Consider the following 17,280-nt stretch of genomic DNA (forward strand, 5'->3'; position numbering starts at 1 on the left):
CTGGCGGCAGCCCCCTAAACCTCTCTAGGGCCGCGGCAGATTTCAACCCGACGGCGGCTGATGGCCTGTGATCAAGCTGGGGCGCAATGTTGCCGGGGCGGGACCACCGGTTGGTCACTGGCCTCGCCAGCCTGCAGTCTGCTGTAATGCGTTTTCCGGCCGCCATGGGCGGCGTGTTTGCAGGCCAGGCATGCGTATCCTCCATCTCAGCACTTTTGACGCGGATACTGGCGCGGCGCGAGGCTCGTTGTGGCTGCATCATGCGCTACGGCGGCGGGGTGTCGATTCGATCATGCTGGCTGGGCGCAAGAAGCGTACCGATAATGCGGTGCGGCTTTTGCCAGGCATGATTGCTCAGCTTGCGGCCAGACTGCGCATGCGGTTTGACGGCCTGCCGCTACGACGCTACCACAAGACCGACGACTCCTTCTGGACCATCGGCTGGCTGCCCAGCCGGCTGGCGCAGATGGCCGCCGATTTCGCCCCCGACATCGTGCATCTGCATTGGGTCGGCGCTGGTTTCCTGCCGATACAGGCGCTGGCGCAGTTTGCCTTTCCCGTGGTCTGGACGCTGCGTGACATGTGGCCGATGACCGGCGGCTGCCATTATACCGCAGGCTGCGAGAAGTATCGCGATGTCTGTGGTGCCTGCCCGCAGCTGCGATCCGCCGATGACAACGACCTCAGCCGCGCGATCTGGCACAGCAAGCAACGGCACTGGCGCAATCTTGATCTTCATCTGGTGCCGATCAGCCGCTGGCTGGGCGATTGCGTGCGCGCCAGTCCACTGACGCGCCAGTATCCGTTGGAGGTGATCCCGAACGGCCTTGATACCGGCCTGTTCACGCCAGTCGGCAAGGCGGCCGGCCGTGCCGCGTGGCAGTTGCCGGTAGGCCGGCCGATCGCGGTGTATGGCGCCGTGAACGCCACGACGGATATCCGCAAGGGCTTCGCCGAGTTGCGGGCGGCCCTGGAAATTCTGGGCCGCGATACGGCGGTTGAGCGCCCGATGCTGGTGGTCTTCGGCGACCTGCAGCCGGGTGACATCCCCGATTGCGGGGTCGAAATCCGTTACGTCGGCTATATTCGCGACAATATTCGGTTGTCGCAGCTTTATGCCGCGGCCGATGTGGCGGTGATGCCGTCGCTGCAGGAAGCCTTCGGCAAGACCCTGATCGAAGCGATGGCCTGCGGCACGCCGGTGGTGGCCTTCGGCGGCGGCGGACCTGACGACATCATCGATCATCGCATCGATGGATATCTGGCGCGGCATGGCGATCCGACCGATCTGGCAAACGGCATCGCCTGGAGCCTGACGGCCGTGGCGGCCGGCACCGATCTGGGCCGCCTTGCCAGAGCGAAAGTGGAAGCTGCTTTCGACATCGATGTGGTGGCCGCGCGCTATCATGCGCTGTATGAGAGAATCCTGCGGGAACGGCGGTCTGACGCCGACAGTCTTGTGGCGGCGCAGTAGACCTGTTGCACGCATTGGAACAGGCTGGGCGGGTCAGGCCAGGCGGATCAAGCCGGGGCGCGGCGGCGGATCGCCAAGCCGGCCAGCGTGCGCATGTCACGCAGCGAATGCCGGCTCTGCGGCAACAGGACAAAGCAGGCAAGGCTGACGGTCGCCGCCGCCAGTGCCAAGAGGGCCAGTGCGGCAAGCGGTCGCTCATCCATCGGCGTCCAGAAGTTGCTGTGGCGCAGCCCCCAGATTGTGGCCGCCACAGCCAGCGCCGCAAGCAACGATGGTAGCATGCTGACATAGAGATCGCGTGCGGTGACCGGGCCGCGGCGTCCAATTACCCAGAACTGGCAGGGCAGGCGGATGAACAGTCCGCTCAGCGCGAAGCCGGTGGCGACTCCGGCCGCGCCGAAAGGCAGGCCGCCAACCACGCCGACGGCGGTCATCGCCGAACAGATGGTCCCCCAGCGCAGCATTTCCGCCGTACGGTTCTGTGTCATCAACAGCCAGCCGAAGGTCTGCAGGATCGGCTGGTAGAGGGTGGCAAGGCCGAGCCAGGCCATGATTGGCGCTGCCGCCGCCCATTGCGGTCCAAACAGCAAATGCACCACCAGGTCTGGCGCTGCGATTAGAACGGCCGCTGCCGGCATGGTCGCCATGTTGAGTTTCTCGACCACACGAAGATAGGCGCGACGATAGCGCTCCGGCTGATCGGCCAGGCGGCTCAGGGTCGGCATTGCCACCGAGAAGAGCGGAAAGTTGAGGCTGGTGACCGGCACCAGCAGCACCTTGTAGGCGCGGTCGTAATATCCAAGCTGCGTGGCGCCCCAGTACCAGCCGATCAGGATCTGGTCGAGGTTGCGGACCAGCAGATTGGCAAGATTGGACCCGGTGACATTGCTGCCGAAGCCGAGCAGATCGCGCACCTGCCGCAGCGGTGCTGGATGACCGGGACGCCAACCGCAGAACAGCCAGCTGCCGGCAGATAAACAGGCTGCCCAGACCAGCCGCTGGATCACCAGGGCCCAGTAGTCCGCACCCGCCAGGGCGGCGATCACGGCGGCGGCCATGGCAAGGATTTCGGCACCCATCTGGATGCCAGCCAGCAGGGAAAACCGCATCTGCCGCCGCAGCAGGGCCAGGTGCTGCGTGGAGAAACCGCTGACCAGAAAACCGATGCCAAAGGCAAGCGTGATATTCAGCAGGGCCGGCTCACCATAGAACCAGGCCAGTGCCGGCGCCAGCGGTATCATCAGCAGGGTTGTTATTGCACCCAGCGCCACATTGATCCAGAACAGCGCGCTGACTTCGGCATGGCTGATCAACGGGCGCTGCACAGTCGCTGCCGACAGGCCAAGATCCTTGAACATTTCCAGGAAAGTCAGCAGCACGGCCACCATGGCGACGAGGCCGAAGGCCTCGGGCAACAGCAGGCGGGCAAGAATGACCGTGGTCGCAAACTGGACGGCCATCTTTGCCAGCTGCGCAAGCATCGTCACCATGCCGCCTCGCACCGAACGGCCGGTCAGGTCGCGGGCAAGGTGCTCGGTGCGAAAATGTGACTCTGGGTTCGACTTTGGCTTCGGCATGCGTCGCGGTCACGCCACGGCGCTGGCGCGCGAAGGATGGGATGCCATTATGCGTTCGGCGGTGTCGCTGCCGTTGCCAAGGAGGGCGCTGATCTGCTGCTCAGGCAGACCGCTAGCCAGCAGCTGTTCAGCCAGGGATGCCTTCAGCCGCTCAAGCCCGGCTGCGTCGGATGCTTCGCAACGCGCTACCAGGGCATTCTGCGTATTCGAGGCGCGTAGCAGCCACCAGCCACCACTGGTGCGAACGCGGACGCCGTCGATATCATTCACATCGGCTCCGGCCGCCTGCAGGCGGCCGCGAACTTCGTCGACGACGGAGAATTTACGGGTGTCATCGCAGTCGATGCGCAATTCGGGCGTGGTGCTGCTTTTCGGCAGCCGGTCATGCAGATCAGCCAGGCTCCGATTGCCGCGGGCAACGAGGTTGAGCAGCCGGATTGCGGCATACAGGGCATCGTCGAAGCCAAAATAGCGATCAGCAAAGAAGATGTGGCCACTCATTTCACCGGCCAGTGCCGCGCCGGTTTCCCGCATTTTTGCCTTGATCAGCGAATGACCTGTCCGCCACATCACCGGCTTCCCGCCCAATCTCTCGACAATATCGAACAGGGACTGGCTGGTCTTGACATCCGCAATGATCGTCGCGCCAGGCTGCCGACGCAGAATGTCCTCTGACCACAGCATCATCAACTGGTCGCCCCACAAGATGCTACCACGATTGTCGATTACGCCGAGGCGATCACCATCGCCGTCAAAGGCAATGCCGAGATCGCAGTTCCTGGTCAGCACGGTATGCCGCAGGTGATCGAGGGTCTCCGGCAGCGTCGGGTCGGGATGGTGCGCGGGGAAGGTTCCGTCGAGTTCACCGTTGAGAACGATATGGCGGCCCGGCAGATTGCGCACCATTCGTTCGATAACGGGGCAGGCCGCGCCGTTGCCGGGGTCCCACGCGACCGACAATGGCCGCGCCAGTTCCGCATCGCGCAGCAGGCGCATGGTGTAAGCTCCCAGAACCGAGCGGCGCAGCGTGCGGCCGTTGCCCGAGGAATAAGCATCGTCACGGATGATGCGGCCAAGCTCAAGGATGTCAGCGCCATGCATGGTGCGGCCCTGCAGCACCAGTTTGAAGCCGTTGTAGTCAGCCGGATTGTGGGAGCCGGTCACCATGGCGGCAGCATCGGCGGAAAGATGGTGCTCGGCGAAATACAGCATGGGGGTGGGGCCGACACCGATACGATACACATCGATTCCGGTCGCCTTCAGTCCGCGCACGAAAGCCCTGGCCAGTTGGGGCGAGCTGAGCCGGCCGTCGCGGCCAAGCGCACAACTGCGCCCGCCGGCACGCCGGATCATGGTGCCGAAAGCGCGGCCGAGGGCGGCGGCGTCTGCGATATGCAGGCTTTGTCCGACAATCCCGCGGATGTCGTATTCACGCAGAATGCTTTTGTCCAGATGACGATCCGGCATCGACGTTCTCCTGATCCGATGACAGCAGGTTGGTGGCAATGTCGTAGCCGCTGTCTTATCCGCTGGCGGGTTCGTGCAGTGTGGTCATGCCGTGGCCATTCAGCCGCGGTGCTGGTGCAACGGCTGGATGTGCTGTGACTAATTTGTGGCCAGGTCACAATCGGGTCGCCGTACCCTTGAAGGATCGGGCGGCTGGCTTTTAATATTCCGGCACCGCAATCGAATGCATGCCCTGTGGTGGACATGCATATGCAGGCTTGGTCGGAAACGGTTCCGTACAGGCAAGCCTGTGCAGGTCTGCGGATAATTTTCATATATGAACGCCTGCATGAACGGCGCGTCGCAACGGGGGAAACCGGAGAAGACTGGCAACGCTGCGCCCGCGTGCGGGCGCAGGAAACCGAGTGTGGACCTATCGATGTTTCGCGATGGTGTGCTGAGAGTTTGAACACCAGGCGGAAAGGCGGAGTGATGAACAGGGTCCTGATGTGGTTTCCGTGTGGTGTCGGCCTCGCTGCGCTTTCCGCGTGCAGCGGTATTGCTGCGTTGCAGCCCGGCCCAGGAAACTCTCCCCCCCCGTCATCCGTTGAAGCCCCGAAGAAGCAGCCACGGCGCAGCAATCCGGGCGTGGTTGCCACGGTGTCCTTGCCGCAGCGGGCCGATGCCGCGAACGGTCAGTATACGCAGTTACATTTAATGGGCCTGGATGGCGAACAGTTGCGCAATCGGCTGGGGCGGCCCAGCGAGGAATGGGAGCATGGGCCTGGCAAGCTATGGCGCTATCGGTATGCCGGAAATTGCATCCTCGATGTGCGGCTTTACCCTGATGTACAAACCCAGACTTTTCGCAGCCTGAACTATGAGGTGACTGGAGATGACGGTTCTGACAACGGAAAGCACCGATGTGCGACAGAGCTACAGTCATGGGCCAATCGAAAATGAGCTGCGCGGTTCCCATGCAGTTGAAGTGACCGCCCGTCCCATCAGGATTGTGTTCATCGATGATGATGATGATTACCGAGAGGCGATGAGCGGCGAATTGGCCGATCATGGTTTCGATGTAGTCGATCTCGCCGAGGGCGATGCAATGTTCGAGTATTTTTCGAATGGTGGCAGTGCCGACGTGGTGGTGCTGGACTGGCGGCTGCCCGGCGCCTCGGGCCTCGACCTGCTGGGGCAGTCGCGCCGGCGCGGCATTCATGTGCCGATGATCGTGCTGACCGGCATGCTGTCGACAACCTACGAGAATGCCGCGCTCGATAACGGCGCGGTTGATTTCGTGAACAAGTCACGGGGCGCAGCGGTTCTGGCCAAGCGGATCGGCCTGATCGTTGCCGCGGGCAAGAAGCTGCCGGAGCATCGCCGCGAAGAGGTAATCGTCTGCGGCGACTTGCTGCTACGCCCGCAAATCAGCCGGGCGATGTGGAGAGACATTGACGTTAATCTCACGGTGGTTGAGTTCAATATCGTGCACCTCCTGGTCCGGCGCCTGAATGAATATGTCACCTACCGCGCAATATATGACTGCGTGCATCATGCGGGGTTCATAGCCGGAACGGGCGAGGACGGCTATCGCACCAATGTCCGCTCGTCGATCAAGCGTATCCGCAACAAATTCCGGGCGATCGATGCAAAATTCAGCCAGATCGAGAATTTCCTTGCCTTCGGATACCGCTGGCGCGCGCTTGTCGACGGGCAGGGCTGACATTCTGCATGCACTGCGGCGCCTTGCGGCATCGCTCACCCTAAAGATGATCGGCCTGGTGGTGGTGTTTGTTGCATTGCCAGTGGTTCTGTATGGCCAGTTCGAGAGCGCCGACAACCAGCGCCGTGATCTCGTGGTGCGGGGCATCCAACAGCGCAGCTGGCTGATTGCCCAGGCGCTGACGCCGGTCCTCGATCAACCGTCCGGCCCTCCGCACAAATCTCTCAATCATGAATTGCAGCGATTCAAGGATAGCCGAACGCTGTTGAAACTGATGTTCCGGCCGGCCGGCGTGCCGCCCGGCGGAAGTTTCTATTACATTGCCTCGGCGCCCGAATCGAAGCCCGAGTTGGTGGGTACTGAACTCGCAAGCCTGGCGGAGCACGGCGTTTTGCAGCAGCTCTCTGAGAGTTGTGCCTGGGATGCTCCGATCGATATCCGCTACCGGCAGCCGAATGGCCACGAGGAAATCATGACATCGGTCGTACCGATCCAGTCGCGCTGGGGTTGCTGGGTCCTGTTGTCGGCGCATCCGACTTCCGAATTTCTCAATATCTCAATTGGCCGGTCCTACTGGCAGACCCGGGAAATTCAGGTGGCAGCCGCCATCTATTTCGTATTTGCGCTGCTGGCAATCCTGGTAACGGTAAGCGTCTGGCGCAGCCTGCATCATTTCCGGCATGTCGCCCGCGAGATCCGCGAGGGCCGCGGCTGGGAACGCACATTTGCGGCCCGCAACGTCGTGCCGGAACTGACCAGCGTCGCTGCCGATTTCGATCATTTTGTCTGGGACCTGCGGAAAATCGCCCACGACATGCGCCAGGCCTCGGAGGACAACGCCCATTCACTGAAAGGGCCGATCTGCACCATCCAGGCGTCGCTTGAACCCATCAAGCGGGTGGTGCCGACAGGCAATGTCCGCGCCACCCGAGCCGTCAGTCTGGTCGAATCCTCCCTGCGACGGCTGCATTCCCTGGTCAATGCGACCCAGCGCATTGATTACAACACGGCGAACCTGATCGATGCGCCACGGATTCGTGTGAATCTGTCGGAGATCGTCGCCGATATCGTTCTGCGTTACCGCGAGGTCCTGGCCGAGCATAATGTCCGCCTTGTCAGGGTTCTGGAGGAAGGAGCTTGTGTCCTGGCCGGGCGGGGCGTCATAGACACGATATTTGAGAATATCCTCGACAATGCCATCGGCTTCGCCCCGGAGCGGTCCACTGTATCGGTTTATGTTTTTCGTCAGAACAGCAGCATCATGCTGCATGTCGACGATGAGGGGCCTGGGATAGATCATGAGCAGATAGGGCTGGTTTTTGATCGCTATTTCTCTTCGCGCGCTGGATCGCCCAATCAGACCGGACGCCGCAGCACGCCGGGCGGAAGTCCTGGCAGTCATGCCGGACTTGGCCTGTGGATCGTACATCGCAATGTCGAGGCTCTAGGCGGAACGGTATCTGCCCATAACCGCCTCAGGGGCGGATTGAGCATCCGCATCGAACTTCCGGCAGCGGCCTGAGCCTACCGGAAGTTCGATGCGGTATCCCCGCAGCCACAGCTTGATCACTGGCTCGACCCAGCCGGCCTGCGCATAGTCGCTAGGCAAAAATTCACGATAGCCAGAACGGAGTCCGCGATGAATGCAGTGGTCGAAAGCAGCAGTGTTCTCGAGCAGCGCGCATTCCAGATCCATCCCGTCATCCTGGCTGGCGGATCGGGCACGCGGTTGTGGCCGTTGTCCCGTACGGCATATCCAAAGCAGTTGCTGCCGCTGGTGACAGAGCGCAGCTTGCTGCAACAGACGGTAGAGCGGAATCAGGCCACCTTGGGTTTCGCCGCGCCGGTTCTGGTCTGCGGTGATGAGCATCGTTTTCTAGTTGATGACCAGATGGCCGCAATCGGCGTAGAGCCGCAGCAGATCATTCTGGAACCTGTCGGGCGCAACACGGCCCCCGCGCTGGCCGTGGCGGCGCTTCTTCTGAGCGACCGTGATCAGGATGCCCTGATGTTGGTGCAGCCGGCCGATCACGCAATTGGCGATCTGGCCAGCCTGCAGGCTGCCGTTCGCGCCGGATTGCCGGCTGCCGAGGAGGGGCGTCTGGTCACCTTCGGCATCACGCCGGACAGGCCGGAACCAGGTTACGGCTATATCAAGGGCGGCCCGCTGCTGGAGGGCTCCGATCATGTACGGATCGTCGACCGGTTCATTGAGAAGCCAGATCGCAACACTGCGAAAGCGTATGTCGACAGTGGCGCCTATTTCTGGAACAGCGGCATTTTTCTGATGCGTGCCAACCGTTATCTTGAGGAATTGCGCCGTCTGCATCCCGCTGTACTGGAGGCCTGCGAGCAAGCCGTACTGGGCGGCCAATCCGATCTTGGGTTCTATCGGTTGGATGCCGAAGCGTTCAGGGCGGCGGCCTCTCTATCGATCGACCACGCAGTTATGGAGCGTGCCGATCGTGCGGCAGTAGTGCCGGTCAGCATGGCGTGGAGTGACCTTGGCTCGTGGCAGGCCTTGCGCAGCGTGCTGCCCGACGACGGTGCCGGGAATATTCTCAGTGGCGACGTGATCGCGCGAGATGTCAGAAACTGCTACCTGCGCAGCGAGGACAAGCTTCTGGCGGTGATTGGCCTGGAGGACGTTGTAGTGGTGTCGACCGATGACGCTGTCCTGGTGGCACGGGCAGATCGGGTCGACGAGGTGTCGCAGGTGGTCGAACAGCTGCGGCTGCGCAATCGGCCGGAGCCATTGTCGCACCGCACCTGCTACCGGCCATGGGGTTCCTACGCCTCGATCGATATGGGCGACCGCTTCCAAGTCAAACGTATTACGGTGAAGCCGGGCGCTCGATTAAGCCTGCAGAAGCATTTCCATCGTGCCGAGCACTGGGTGGTAGTGCGCGGGACGGCATTGGTGGAGCGCGATGGCGAGAGCATGTTGCTGCGCGAGAATGAATCGATCTACATCCCCATCGGCGCCGCCCACCGGCTGGAGAATCCCGGCAAGCTGCCACTGCACCTGATCGAGGTGCAGTCCGGCGCCTATCTGGGCGAGGATGACATCGTTCGGCTGGCCGATAACTATGGCCGGTGCTGAGATGCCGGAGAACGTTCTGGTTACCGGTGGTGCCGGTTATATCGGCAGCCATGTGTGTCAGGCGGTGTCGGCTGCCGGGCTGCAGCCCGTCGTTTACGACAACATGTCGTCGGGCCATGGCTGGGCCGTGCAATGGGGCCCGCTGGAAGGCGGCGATCTGGTTGATGCCGGTCGGCTGGACGAGGTGATGCGCAAATACCGCCCCGTCGCGGTCATTCACTTGGCCGGACTGATTGTGTCCAGCGATTCGGTGCGCGACCCCGAGCCGTATTATGCCAGCAATGTCGCCGGCAGCCTGACCCTGCTGGAGGCGATGCGGCGGAACGGCATCGAACGGATGGTTTTTTCCTCCAGTGCCGCCGTGTATGGCGAACCTGATGTCACGCCGATCCCCGAGCAGCATCCGCGGCGGCCACTCAATCCTTACGGAACGAGTAAGCTGGTGATCGAGACCGCGTTGCAGGATTATGCCCGTGCCTATGGCCTGCATTCGGTTTCGCTGCGGTATTTCAATGCCGCAGGCGCCGACCCAGCCGGCGAGATCGGCGAGGCGCATCCGATCGAAAGCCATCTGATCCCGCTGGTGCTCGATGCCGCTGCGGGATTGCGGCCGGCGATTGCCATCTACGGCACGGACTATCCCACCCGGGATGGCACCTGTGTCCGCGACTATATTCATGTCACCGATCTGGCCGATGCGCATGTCCTGGCGCTTCGGTATCTGGATCGTGCGGTGGGGGCCCATGCCTTCAATCTGGGCAGCGGCAGTGGCGCCTCGGTGCGCGAGGTTATTCGAACTGCAGAGGGTATTGTCGGAAGAATAATTCCACTAAACATTGCGTCGCGGCGACCAGGCGATCCTGCGGCCTTGCTAGCCGATCCCGGGCGCGCCCTTCAGCTGCTCGGCTGGCAGCCGCGGCTGTCCGATCTCGACACGATGATTTCCACGGCCTGGCTCTGGCACCAGAAAATACTGCATCGTCGCAAGGCCATGATATAAAAAGCGACCAGTTACCAGGGTGGAGTCCCATGCGGCCTTGCGGTGTTTCCTCCGCCAATCGTCTTTTGCATGCGATGGCATTCGGTTTTGTGGCTTCAGGGCTGACTCTGCCCGGGGCCAGTATTGCACAGACGACACCTCAAGCGACACCTCAGGCGGCCTCGCAGTCAGCGGCGCCCAAGGCTCCGCTGCCCGATGAGGTGCCGCGCGGCGCCACGGTCATGGACCGGCCACGGCCCGATTACGATGCCGCCGGCATCCGGCTGGGCGGTTTCCTGCTGTATCCCGGCCTCGCGGTGCAGGAGAGCTACAATTCCAACATCTATGCCACGCAGAACAACCGGCAGGACGATTTCATCACGACGATCACGCCGAGTCTGGACCTGCGCTCGAACTGGAACAACCATGCTCTGCGCCTGCATGCGGATACCACGCTGGCGCGCTATGCCGACCACCAGTCGGAGAACCACACGGATTACACGCTGCTGACAGATGGCCGCGTTGATGTGCTGCAGGATCTGCGGATCTTTGGCGGCGCCGGACTCGCACGGCGGCATGAAGCGCGCTCATCGCCGGACAATCAGGGCGGCACCGAACCGACGGAATATACGGTCTATTCGGCAAATGCCGCCATCGAGAAAGTGTTCAACCGCATGTCTGTCCGCCTGGATGGCAAGGGCGAACGCTATGCCTTCAGCGACGTGCAGAATTCCAGCGGCAGCACAGTCGACCAGAGCGGCCGCGACCGCAATCAGGGAGAACTGTCGCTGCGCACAGGCTATGAACTGGCGCCGCTACGCGTGGTCTACCTGCAGGGATCGGTCAATACCCGCGATTACGACAATGGCAGCGATGCCAGTGGCTATGCCAGAAGTTCGGACGGCTACGCGCTGGTCGTCGGCACCGAATACGATCTGACCGGCGTCACATCGCTCGATATCTTTGCCGGCTACCGCCAGCAGGATTACGATGATGCCCGGCTGAAAAGCATGGCGGGATGGACCGCAGGTGCCACGTTCACCTGGAACGTGACGCGGCTGACCACCGTGACGGCCGGCCTGACCCGCGATATCGAGGAAACGACTCTGGCCGGCGCTTCCGGTTATTTTGCCACGCGGACCGAGTTGCGCATCGATCATGAACTCCTGCGTAATCTGCTGCTGAACGCCAGGGTAGGGTACGAACAGGACGACTTTGAAGGCATCGGTCGCGAAGACGACTACATCAGCGCCGGCCTTGGCACGAAATACCTGATCAGCCGGAATTTCGCGTTGTCGGGTGGTTACGGCTATCGTCAGCGCGATTCCTCCGCCACGAACAGCGATTTTTCAGAAAATGTGGTTTTTCTGCGGCTGAGCACATATCTCTGATCGGGGCGATTGCCCCTCTTTGATCACAGCCGGTTCAGGCGCTTTGTTGGTAGAAGCAGATGGTTTTCCGGATGCCGCATGGGCATCCGGAGTTCCTGCTATCAACGGGGCGGCCGGCCATGCCAAGCTTCTTCGGACACCATCGTCCTCTCCGGCGTCTTCTCCGGTGCAGTCTGTTTCTTGTTGTTCTGCCCATCGTGGCCTGCGGCCCGGTGACAGCGCAACAAGCGGGCCACACCGACGCCGTGACTGCGGAAGCCCTATCGGCCAATGCCGGCTATCGCCTAGGCTCGGGCGATCGTGTGCGGATCACCGTTTACGGCCAGCCCGAACTGACCGGTGAATACGCCGTTGACGGCAGCGGTGCACTCTCCTTTCCGTTGATCGGCCAGGTCAGGGCGGGCGGGCGGAGCGCAGGCGAGCTGGAAAAGACGCTGGTTGACCGGCTGCAGCCCAATTACCTGAAAAATCCGAGCGTCAGCGTCGAGATACTGACCTATCGCCCATTCTATATCGTCGGTGAGGTTCGCACGCCAGGCAGCTATCCGTATGTTTCGGGGATGACCGTGCTGAATGCCGTGGCTCTGGCGGGCGGTTTCACCTATCGCGCCCGGGAGGGCGATTTCTACGTCATGCGCCAAACGGCGGAAGGTGGAAAGGGCCGGCTGCAGGCCATGCCCGATACACCGGTTCTGCCGGGTGACGTGATCACCGTGCGGGAGCGGTATTTCTGATGCATCTGCCGGATCGCCTGATTGCCCGATCGCCGCAGCCGCCAGTTCAGCCATCGCAATTGGCACCGCAGTTGATGCCGCCCTTATATTCAGCCGCACCTCCGGCGCAGACAGGAATACTTGACCTTATGTTGCAGCTGTGGCGGCAAAAGGTACTAATCCTGTCGATCGGGTTGTTATGCGCCGGCATTGCCGTGCTGGTCGCGCGTGCCATGCCGGTCTATTACATCGCCGAAGCAAGAGTGTTGGTTGGTATGCCGCTGCTGCGGGTGATGAATATCGAAGCCGTGATGGCCGATATCAGCCCTGATGCCGAGCGAATCCAGAATGAAGGCTATATCGTCCAGTCGCGCGCCCTGGCGGAGCAGGTGATTGGCCAGCTTGGTCTGGATGACGATCCGGAATTCAATCCGCTACTGCAGTCCAAGCCGCTCTGGCGGCGCCTGCTCGATCCTGCGCGCTATCTGCCGGATGCGTGGCTGCCGGATTCCACCGCCGAGTCCGAGGATGCGGCGGCGTGGGCGCGGTTCGAAACGGATTCTGTGATCGATACCCTGCTGTCGCGCCTGGATGTGTCGACCCTGGGGCGTTCGCATGTGCTGTCGATCCAGGCGAAGGCGCAGGACCCATCGCGCGCCGCGTCCATCGCCAATGCCTTCGCTGATGCGTATCTGGCCCGGCAACGACTGGAGAAGGTAAAAGCCAACGACGAAGCCGAACAATTCCTGACGGACCGGATCGCCATGCTGCGCCAGCAGGTGGAGAAAGCGGATCAGGCCGTGGAGGATTACCGCCGACAGAATGGGCTTTACAAGGGCGCAAACGTTGGCGTCACCACCCAACAACTAACCGAGCTTAATACGCAGTTGATCGTGGCGCAGACCGCCAAGGCCGAAGCGGAAGCGCGCCTCAATGAGGCGCAGAGCCTGAAAAAGACCGGCATAGCCGGAGAGAGTGTTCCAGAGGTGCTCAATTCCCCGGTCATCCAGTCGTTCAAACAGCAGCAGGTCGAAGCCGAACGGCGCCTGGCCGACCTGTCCAGCAATTTCGGTCCGCAGCATCCGCGCATTCTCAGTGCGCGGGCCGAAATCGCCGGAATTCGCGGCAGATTGCGGCAGGAGATGGATCACATCATAGACGGCCTGCGCCATGAGGCCAGGACGGCAGATGCACGTTACCAGGCGCTGCGGCAGAATTTCGATCGCCTGCAATCCCGGCAGGCCGGGGTGAATGAAAAGTCGATCAAACTGGAATCGCTGGAGCGTGAAGCGGCGGTCAACCATAACCTGCTTGACCAGGTGATGAGCCGCGCCAAGGAAACCTTCGGCCAGGATCGCCTACAGCGGCCGAATGGCCAGCTCATATCTACCGCCGCGCCGCCTGCGGCCCCGGGCTTTCCGCCACGTATCCTGATCGTATTTCTAGGCGCGGTTGGCGGTGTCTTGATCGGCATCATGATCGCGCTGTTGCGGGATAATGCAGATCGCAGTTTTCGCCGTGGCGACCAGATTGAAGCTTACACAGGCCTGCCGGTTCTGGCCCTCATCCCAGCTCTGAAGGGCCGCATGACCGCCTTGGCGCATGTCATGCGGCAGCCGTTCTCTCCATATAGTGAAGCCTTGCGGAAGCTGTATATCGGGCTTGAGCTGTCGCAGGCGAAAACGTCACCGAAGACGATATTGTTCGCCTCTGCGGTGCCGGGAGAAGGTAAGTCAGTGCTGGTTGCTTCCTTCGGCCGGCTGCTGGCCTGCCAGGGGCGCCGAATCCTGCTGATTGACTGCGACTGGCGCAGCCCCCGCCTGCATCGCTTGCTTCAGTGCAGCAATCGTTACGGCCTGGCCGATCTGATCTGCGAAGACGACGAACAGGCCGCCACGCAGGTTTTTGGGCAGGCCATCGTCACCGATGCGTTGTCGGGCCTGGATCTGATTCCAGCCGGTCAGTTTACGGCCCAGTCGATGCGCAATCTGGGTGGCGAAAGAATGCAGCGGCTGCTGCACAGCCTTTCGGGACGTTATGATATGATCCTGCTGGACGCGGCGCCGGTGCTTGTCGGTTCCGAGGTGCTGACCCTGGCCCGTATGGTCGACAAAGTGGCGCTTTCCGTGCGCTGGGGACATACGCGTCGGGAAGCCGTTGGCGAGGCCCTGAAAAGCCTGATCGATGTGCAGGCCGATTTTGCCGGCGCCGTGCTGACCCGAGTCGATCCCAAGGGCTATCGCAAATACACCTATGGGCATCTGAACTACGAATATGAACGGCCAGTGCTGGCTCGCTCGGGCAACTGGAGTTGATCTTGTCCGAGCCGGTCCTATTCGTCACCCAGCATTACGCGCCGGAGACAATCGGCTCCGCGCCCTATTGCACGGATATTGCGGAATACCTGCATGCCCAGGGGCGCGATGTCACTGTGCTAACCGGCTGGCCGCATTACCCGGACGCGGCGCGTTTCGCTGGATTTCAGCCCGGCGATCGCCAGTCGGGTCGGAAGGGGCCGGTCATCAAACGGCTGCGGCACTGGCTGCCGCGCCGGCGTTCGGTGGCGGGGCGGATTGCCAGCGAAATATTGTTCCTCCTCGGTGGCATATGGGGGCTGTTCACCGGCAGCGTGCGGCGGCATGAGGTTGTCCTATCGCTGTGCCCCTCGATATTCGCCGTTGTACTTGGGCAAATAGCCACGGCGAAGGACGGCCGTCACCTTGTCGTCATGCATGACATCCAGTCTGGCTTGGCTGGTGGGCTGGGCATGGTACGGTTCGGCTTGTTGCTGCGGATGATGCGGATTGTCGAGCGCATTGCGCTTAACCGTGCCGATGGATTGCTGGTCCTGTCCGAGGATATGCGGACCAGGCTGCGGCATATGGGTGTGCGGACCAGTATCGAGATTCTGCCTATCTGGGTCGATCCGACAGAGATCCACCCGCAACCGCATCGCGACCGGGCGGCGCCACTGCTGCTCTATAGCGGCAACCTTGGCCGCAAGCAGGGGCTGGACCAGGTTGTGAGTCTGGCCGAACGACTGGCGGTTTCGCGTCCGGAGATCGGCATTCTCATCCGTGGTGCAGGTGGTGAATATGGTGCGCTGGCAGCGGCCCTGGCTGCCCGCCATGTGCCGAATGTGCGGTTGGAAGACCTGGTGCCGCGCGAACATCTGGCTGACGGGTTGGCAGAAGGCGACATTCATCTGGTGCCGCAGAATCCTAAGGGTGCCGATTTTGCAGTACCCTCTAAGATTTATAATATCATGGCGGCTGGTCGTAGTTGCGTGACAACGGCGCCGGAAGGCAGCGCAGTATGGCGTCTGGCCGCGGAAACCGGGGCTTTTCTTTGCGTGCTGCCGCATGATCCTGCGGCCTTTGAAGCGGCCATTCTGCAACTGGCTGACAATCCCGGCATGCGGGCGGCCATGGAAGCGAATGGCCGGCGATACATCAAGCAACATCACGACCGGGATCGGCTTCTGGCCCGGCTGGATGACCTGCTGACGATGTTGTCCCGCGATGGTGAAATCCTGCCGCGCCGGCCACGGCTACTCGTTCTGGAACCGGACAGCAATGGCCATACCCGCGAATGGCTAGGCCATATCATCGACCGGGCCACCGAGCAAACCGATCATGAGGTTTTGTGGTTGGTTCTGGCCCAGAATCTGTGCGATTCCCTACGTGGCAGGATTGCGCCACAGGCTCGTGGCCGAATCAGGCTGGTGCCCCTGTCGACTGCAGAGGAACGAGCCTGTCTGCATCGCGGTTTGGTGATTAGTGGTTTTGCCCGCTGGTGGGTGATGCGGCGGTATCTCAAATCTACCGGCGCCACGGCGGGGCATTTCCTTGCCCTCGATCATCTTTCGCTGCCCTTTGCCCTTGGCCTCGGCGCGGTCGGCCGCCCGGTCGGCGGCATCCTGTTCCGGCCATCGGTGCATTATTCCAGTCTGGGTTTTCGCAGTCGCGGCTGGGGCGAGTTCGTGCGCGATCTGCGAAAATCCGTGCTGTATCGACTGATGTTGCTCAACCGGACCTTGTCCGTGGTGCTGACGCTGGATCCGTTCTTTCCCGATTATGCGGCCGAATCCTATCGCGGTGGGCATAAGGTGGTCGCGCTGCCCGACCCGGCCTTTGCGCCGCCGGTGGCGGATGTCGGCTTGCATGGAATGTCGGTGCCGCCGGAGCGGAAATTGCTGCTGCTGTTCGGTGCGCTCAGCGAGCGCAAGGGAATCCTGTGCCTGCTGGAGGCACTGTGCCACGTGCCGGCTATGACGGCTGCGGGCATTGCCGTGGTGATAGCCGGCAAGGTGGCTTCGGAAATACGGCCGGTGGTGCGGCGCGCACTGGCCCGCCTGCGGAAATGCCGGCCGCAGCTCTGGCTGCATCTTGAAGATCGCTGGTTGGAGGATGTGGAGATTGCCGGTCTGGTGCGGGCGAGCGATGTGGTGCTCGCCCCCTATCAGCGCTTTGTCGGATCCAGCGGTGTATTGTTATGGGCGGCGCGAGCCGGCGTGCCGGTTCTGACGCAGGATTATGGATTGATCGCGCGTCTGGTACGGGAATATCGACTGGGCGTGGCTGTCGATGTGACCGACCCGAGGATTCTGTCCGACGCAATCACGCGCATGGTCGCCGAGGGGCCCGGAAGCAGCTTCGATGCTACAGCCGCCGAAGCCTTTGCGGCCGCGCGCAGCCCGACTTCCTTTGCCGCGACGATCCTGGCGACGGCAAAGGCTGCATGATGATAGTGTTTGCGAAAACGCCTCTGTTTGGTCACGGGCGGTTGCAGCATCGTTATGGCACATCCGGAACAGAAACAGCTCCGGAGCCGCAGCATGCCTCTCGAAGCCAGATCCAGTTTGAACGACC

Annotated in this window: 11 protein-coding genes; 9 read left to right on the forward strand and 2 right to left on the reverse strand. The window is 61.8% G+C overall.

The annotated features are described in order from the left end of the window. The first annotated feature begins 190 nt into the window (after positions 1–190). Positions 191–1,474, forward strand: a complete 1,284-nt coding sequence (locus Q1J79_RS02450; RefSeq protein ID WP_300296021.1) for a glycosyltransferase family 4 protein — start codon at positions 191–193, stop codon at positions 1,472–1,474. Between the two features lie 47 nt (positions 1,475–1,521). Here Q1J79_RS02450 and Q1J79_RS02455 read toward each other — a convergent pair whose 3' ends face one another. Together Q1J79_RS02455 and pgmG are read right to left on the reverse strand one after the other, a co-directional pair. After that, positions 1,522–3,051 (reverse strand): lipopolysaccharide biosynthesis protein, encoded by a 1,530-nt coding sequence (locus tag Q1J79_RS02455; protein ID WP_367182952.1) that lies wholly within the window; start codon positions 3,049–3,051, stop codon positions 1,522–1,524. A gap of 9 nt (positions 3,052–3,060) precedes the next feature. Then, positions 3,061–4,518, reverse strand: a complete 1,458-nt coding sequence (gene pgmG, locus Q1J79_RS02460) for a phosphoglucomutase/phosphomannomutase PgmG (RefSeq protein ID WP_300296026.1) — start codon at positions 4,516–4,518, stop codon at positions 3,061–3,063. Positions 4,519–5,392: 874 nt separating this feature from the next. Here pgmG and Q1J79_RS02465 point away from each other — a divergent pair. The 8 genes from Q1J79_RS02465 (at position 5,393) to Q1J79_RS02500 (ending at position 17,153) form a co-directional block, all read left to right on the forward strand. Continuing rightward, a complete protein-coding gene (locus tag Q1J79_RS02465) occupies positions 5,393–6,223 on the forward strand; it encodes a response regulator transcription factor (RefSeq protein ID WP_300296028.1) in 831 nt (276 codons plus the stop codon). Continuing rightward, a complete protein-coding gene (locus tag Q1J79_RS02470; RefSeq protein ID WP_300296031.1) occupies positions 6,177–7,745 on the forward strand; it encodes a HAMP domain-containing sensor histidine kinase in 1,569 nt (522 codons plus the stop codon). Before Q1J79_RS02465 ends, Q1J79_RS02470 begins: the two co-directional genes overlap by 47 nt. A 117-nt stretch (positions 7,746–7,862) precedes the next feature. Continuing rightward, the gene (locus Q1J79_RS02475; protein ID WP_300296034.1) at positions 7,863–9,326 is read left to right on the forward strand and encodes a mannose-1-phosphate guanylyltransferase/mannose-6-phosphate isomerase; all 1,464 of its coding nucleotides are present in this window, start codon (positions 7,863–7,865) and stop codon (positions 9,324–9,326) included. Position 9,327: 1 nt separating this feature from the next. Continuing rightward, positions 9,328–10,326 carry a UDP-glucose 4-epimerase GalE gene (galE, locus tag Q1J79_RS02480; protein WP_300296037.1) on the forward strand — a complete coding sequence of 333 codons (999 nt, stop codon included), beginning with the start codon at positions 9,328–9,330 and terminating at the stop codon, positions 10,324–10,326. Positions 10,327–10,547: 221 nt separating this feature from the next. Further along, positions 10,548–11,696, forward strand: a complete 1,149-nt coding sequence (locus tag Q1J79_RS02485) for an outer membrane beta-barrel protein (RefSeq protein WP_300296039.1) — start codon at positions 10,548–10,550, stop codon at positions 11,694–11,696. Between the two features lie 119 nt (positions 11,697–11,815). Beyond that, positions 11,816–12,430 carry a polysaccharide biosynthesis/export family protein gene (locus Q1J79_RS02490; protein WP_300296042.1) on the forward strand — a complete coding sequence of 205 codons (615 nt, stop codon included), beginning with the start codon at positions 11,816–11,818 and terminating at the stop codon, positions 12,428–12,430. Continuing rightward, on the forward strand, positions 12,430–14,724 hold the full coding sequence (locus Q1J79_RS02495) for a polysaccharide biosynthesis tyrosine autokinase (RefSeq protein WP_300296044.1): 2,295 nt from the start codon (positions 12,430–12,432) through the stop codon (positions 14,722–14,724). The genes Q1J79_RS02490 and Q1J79_RS02495 overlap by 1 nt, the downstream gene beginning before the upstream one ends. A 2-nt stretch (positions 14,725–14,726) precedes the next feature. Next, on the forward strand, positions 14,727–17,153 hold the full coding sequence (locus Q1J79_RS02500) for a glycosyltransferase (protein WP_300296047.1): 2,427 nt from the start codon (positions 14,727–14,729) through the stop codon (positions 17,151–17,153). Positions 17,154–17,280: the final 127 nt, after the last annotated feature.

This window comes from Ferrovibrio sp. (genome assembly GCF_029255545.1).
Classification (GTDB): domain Bacteria; phylum Pseudomonadota; class Alphaproteobacteria; order Ferrovibrionales; family Ferrovibrionaceae; genus Ferrovibrio.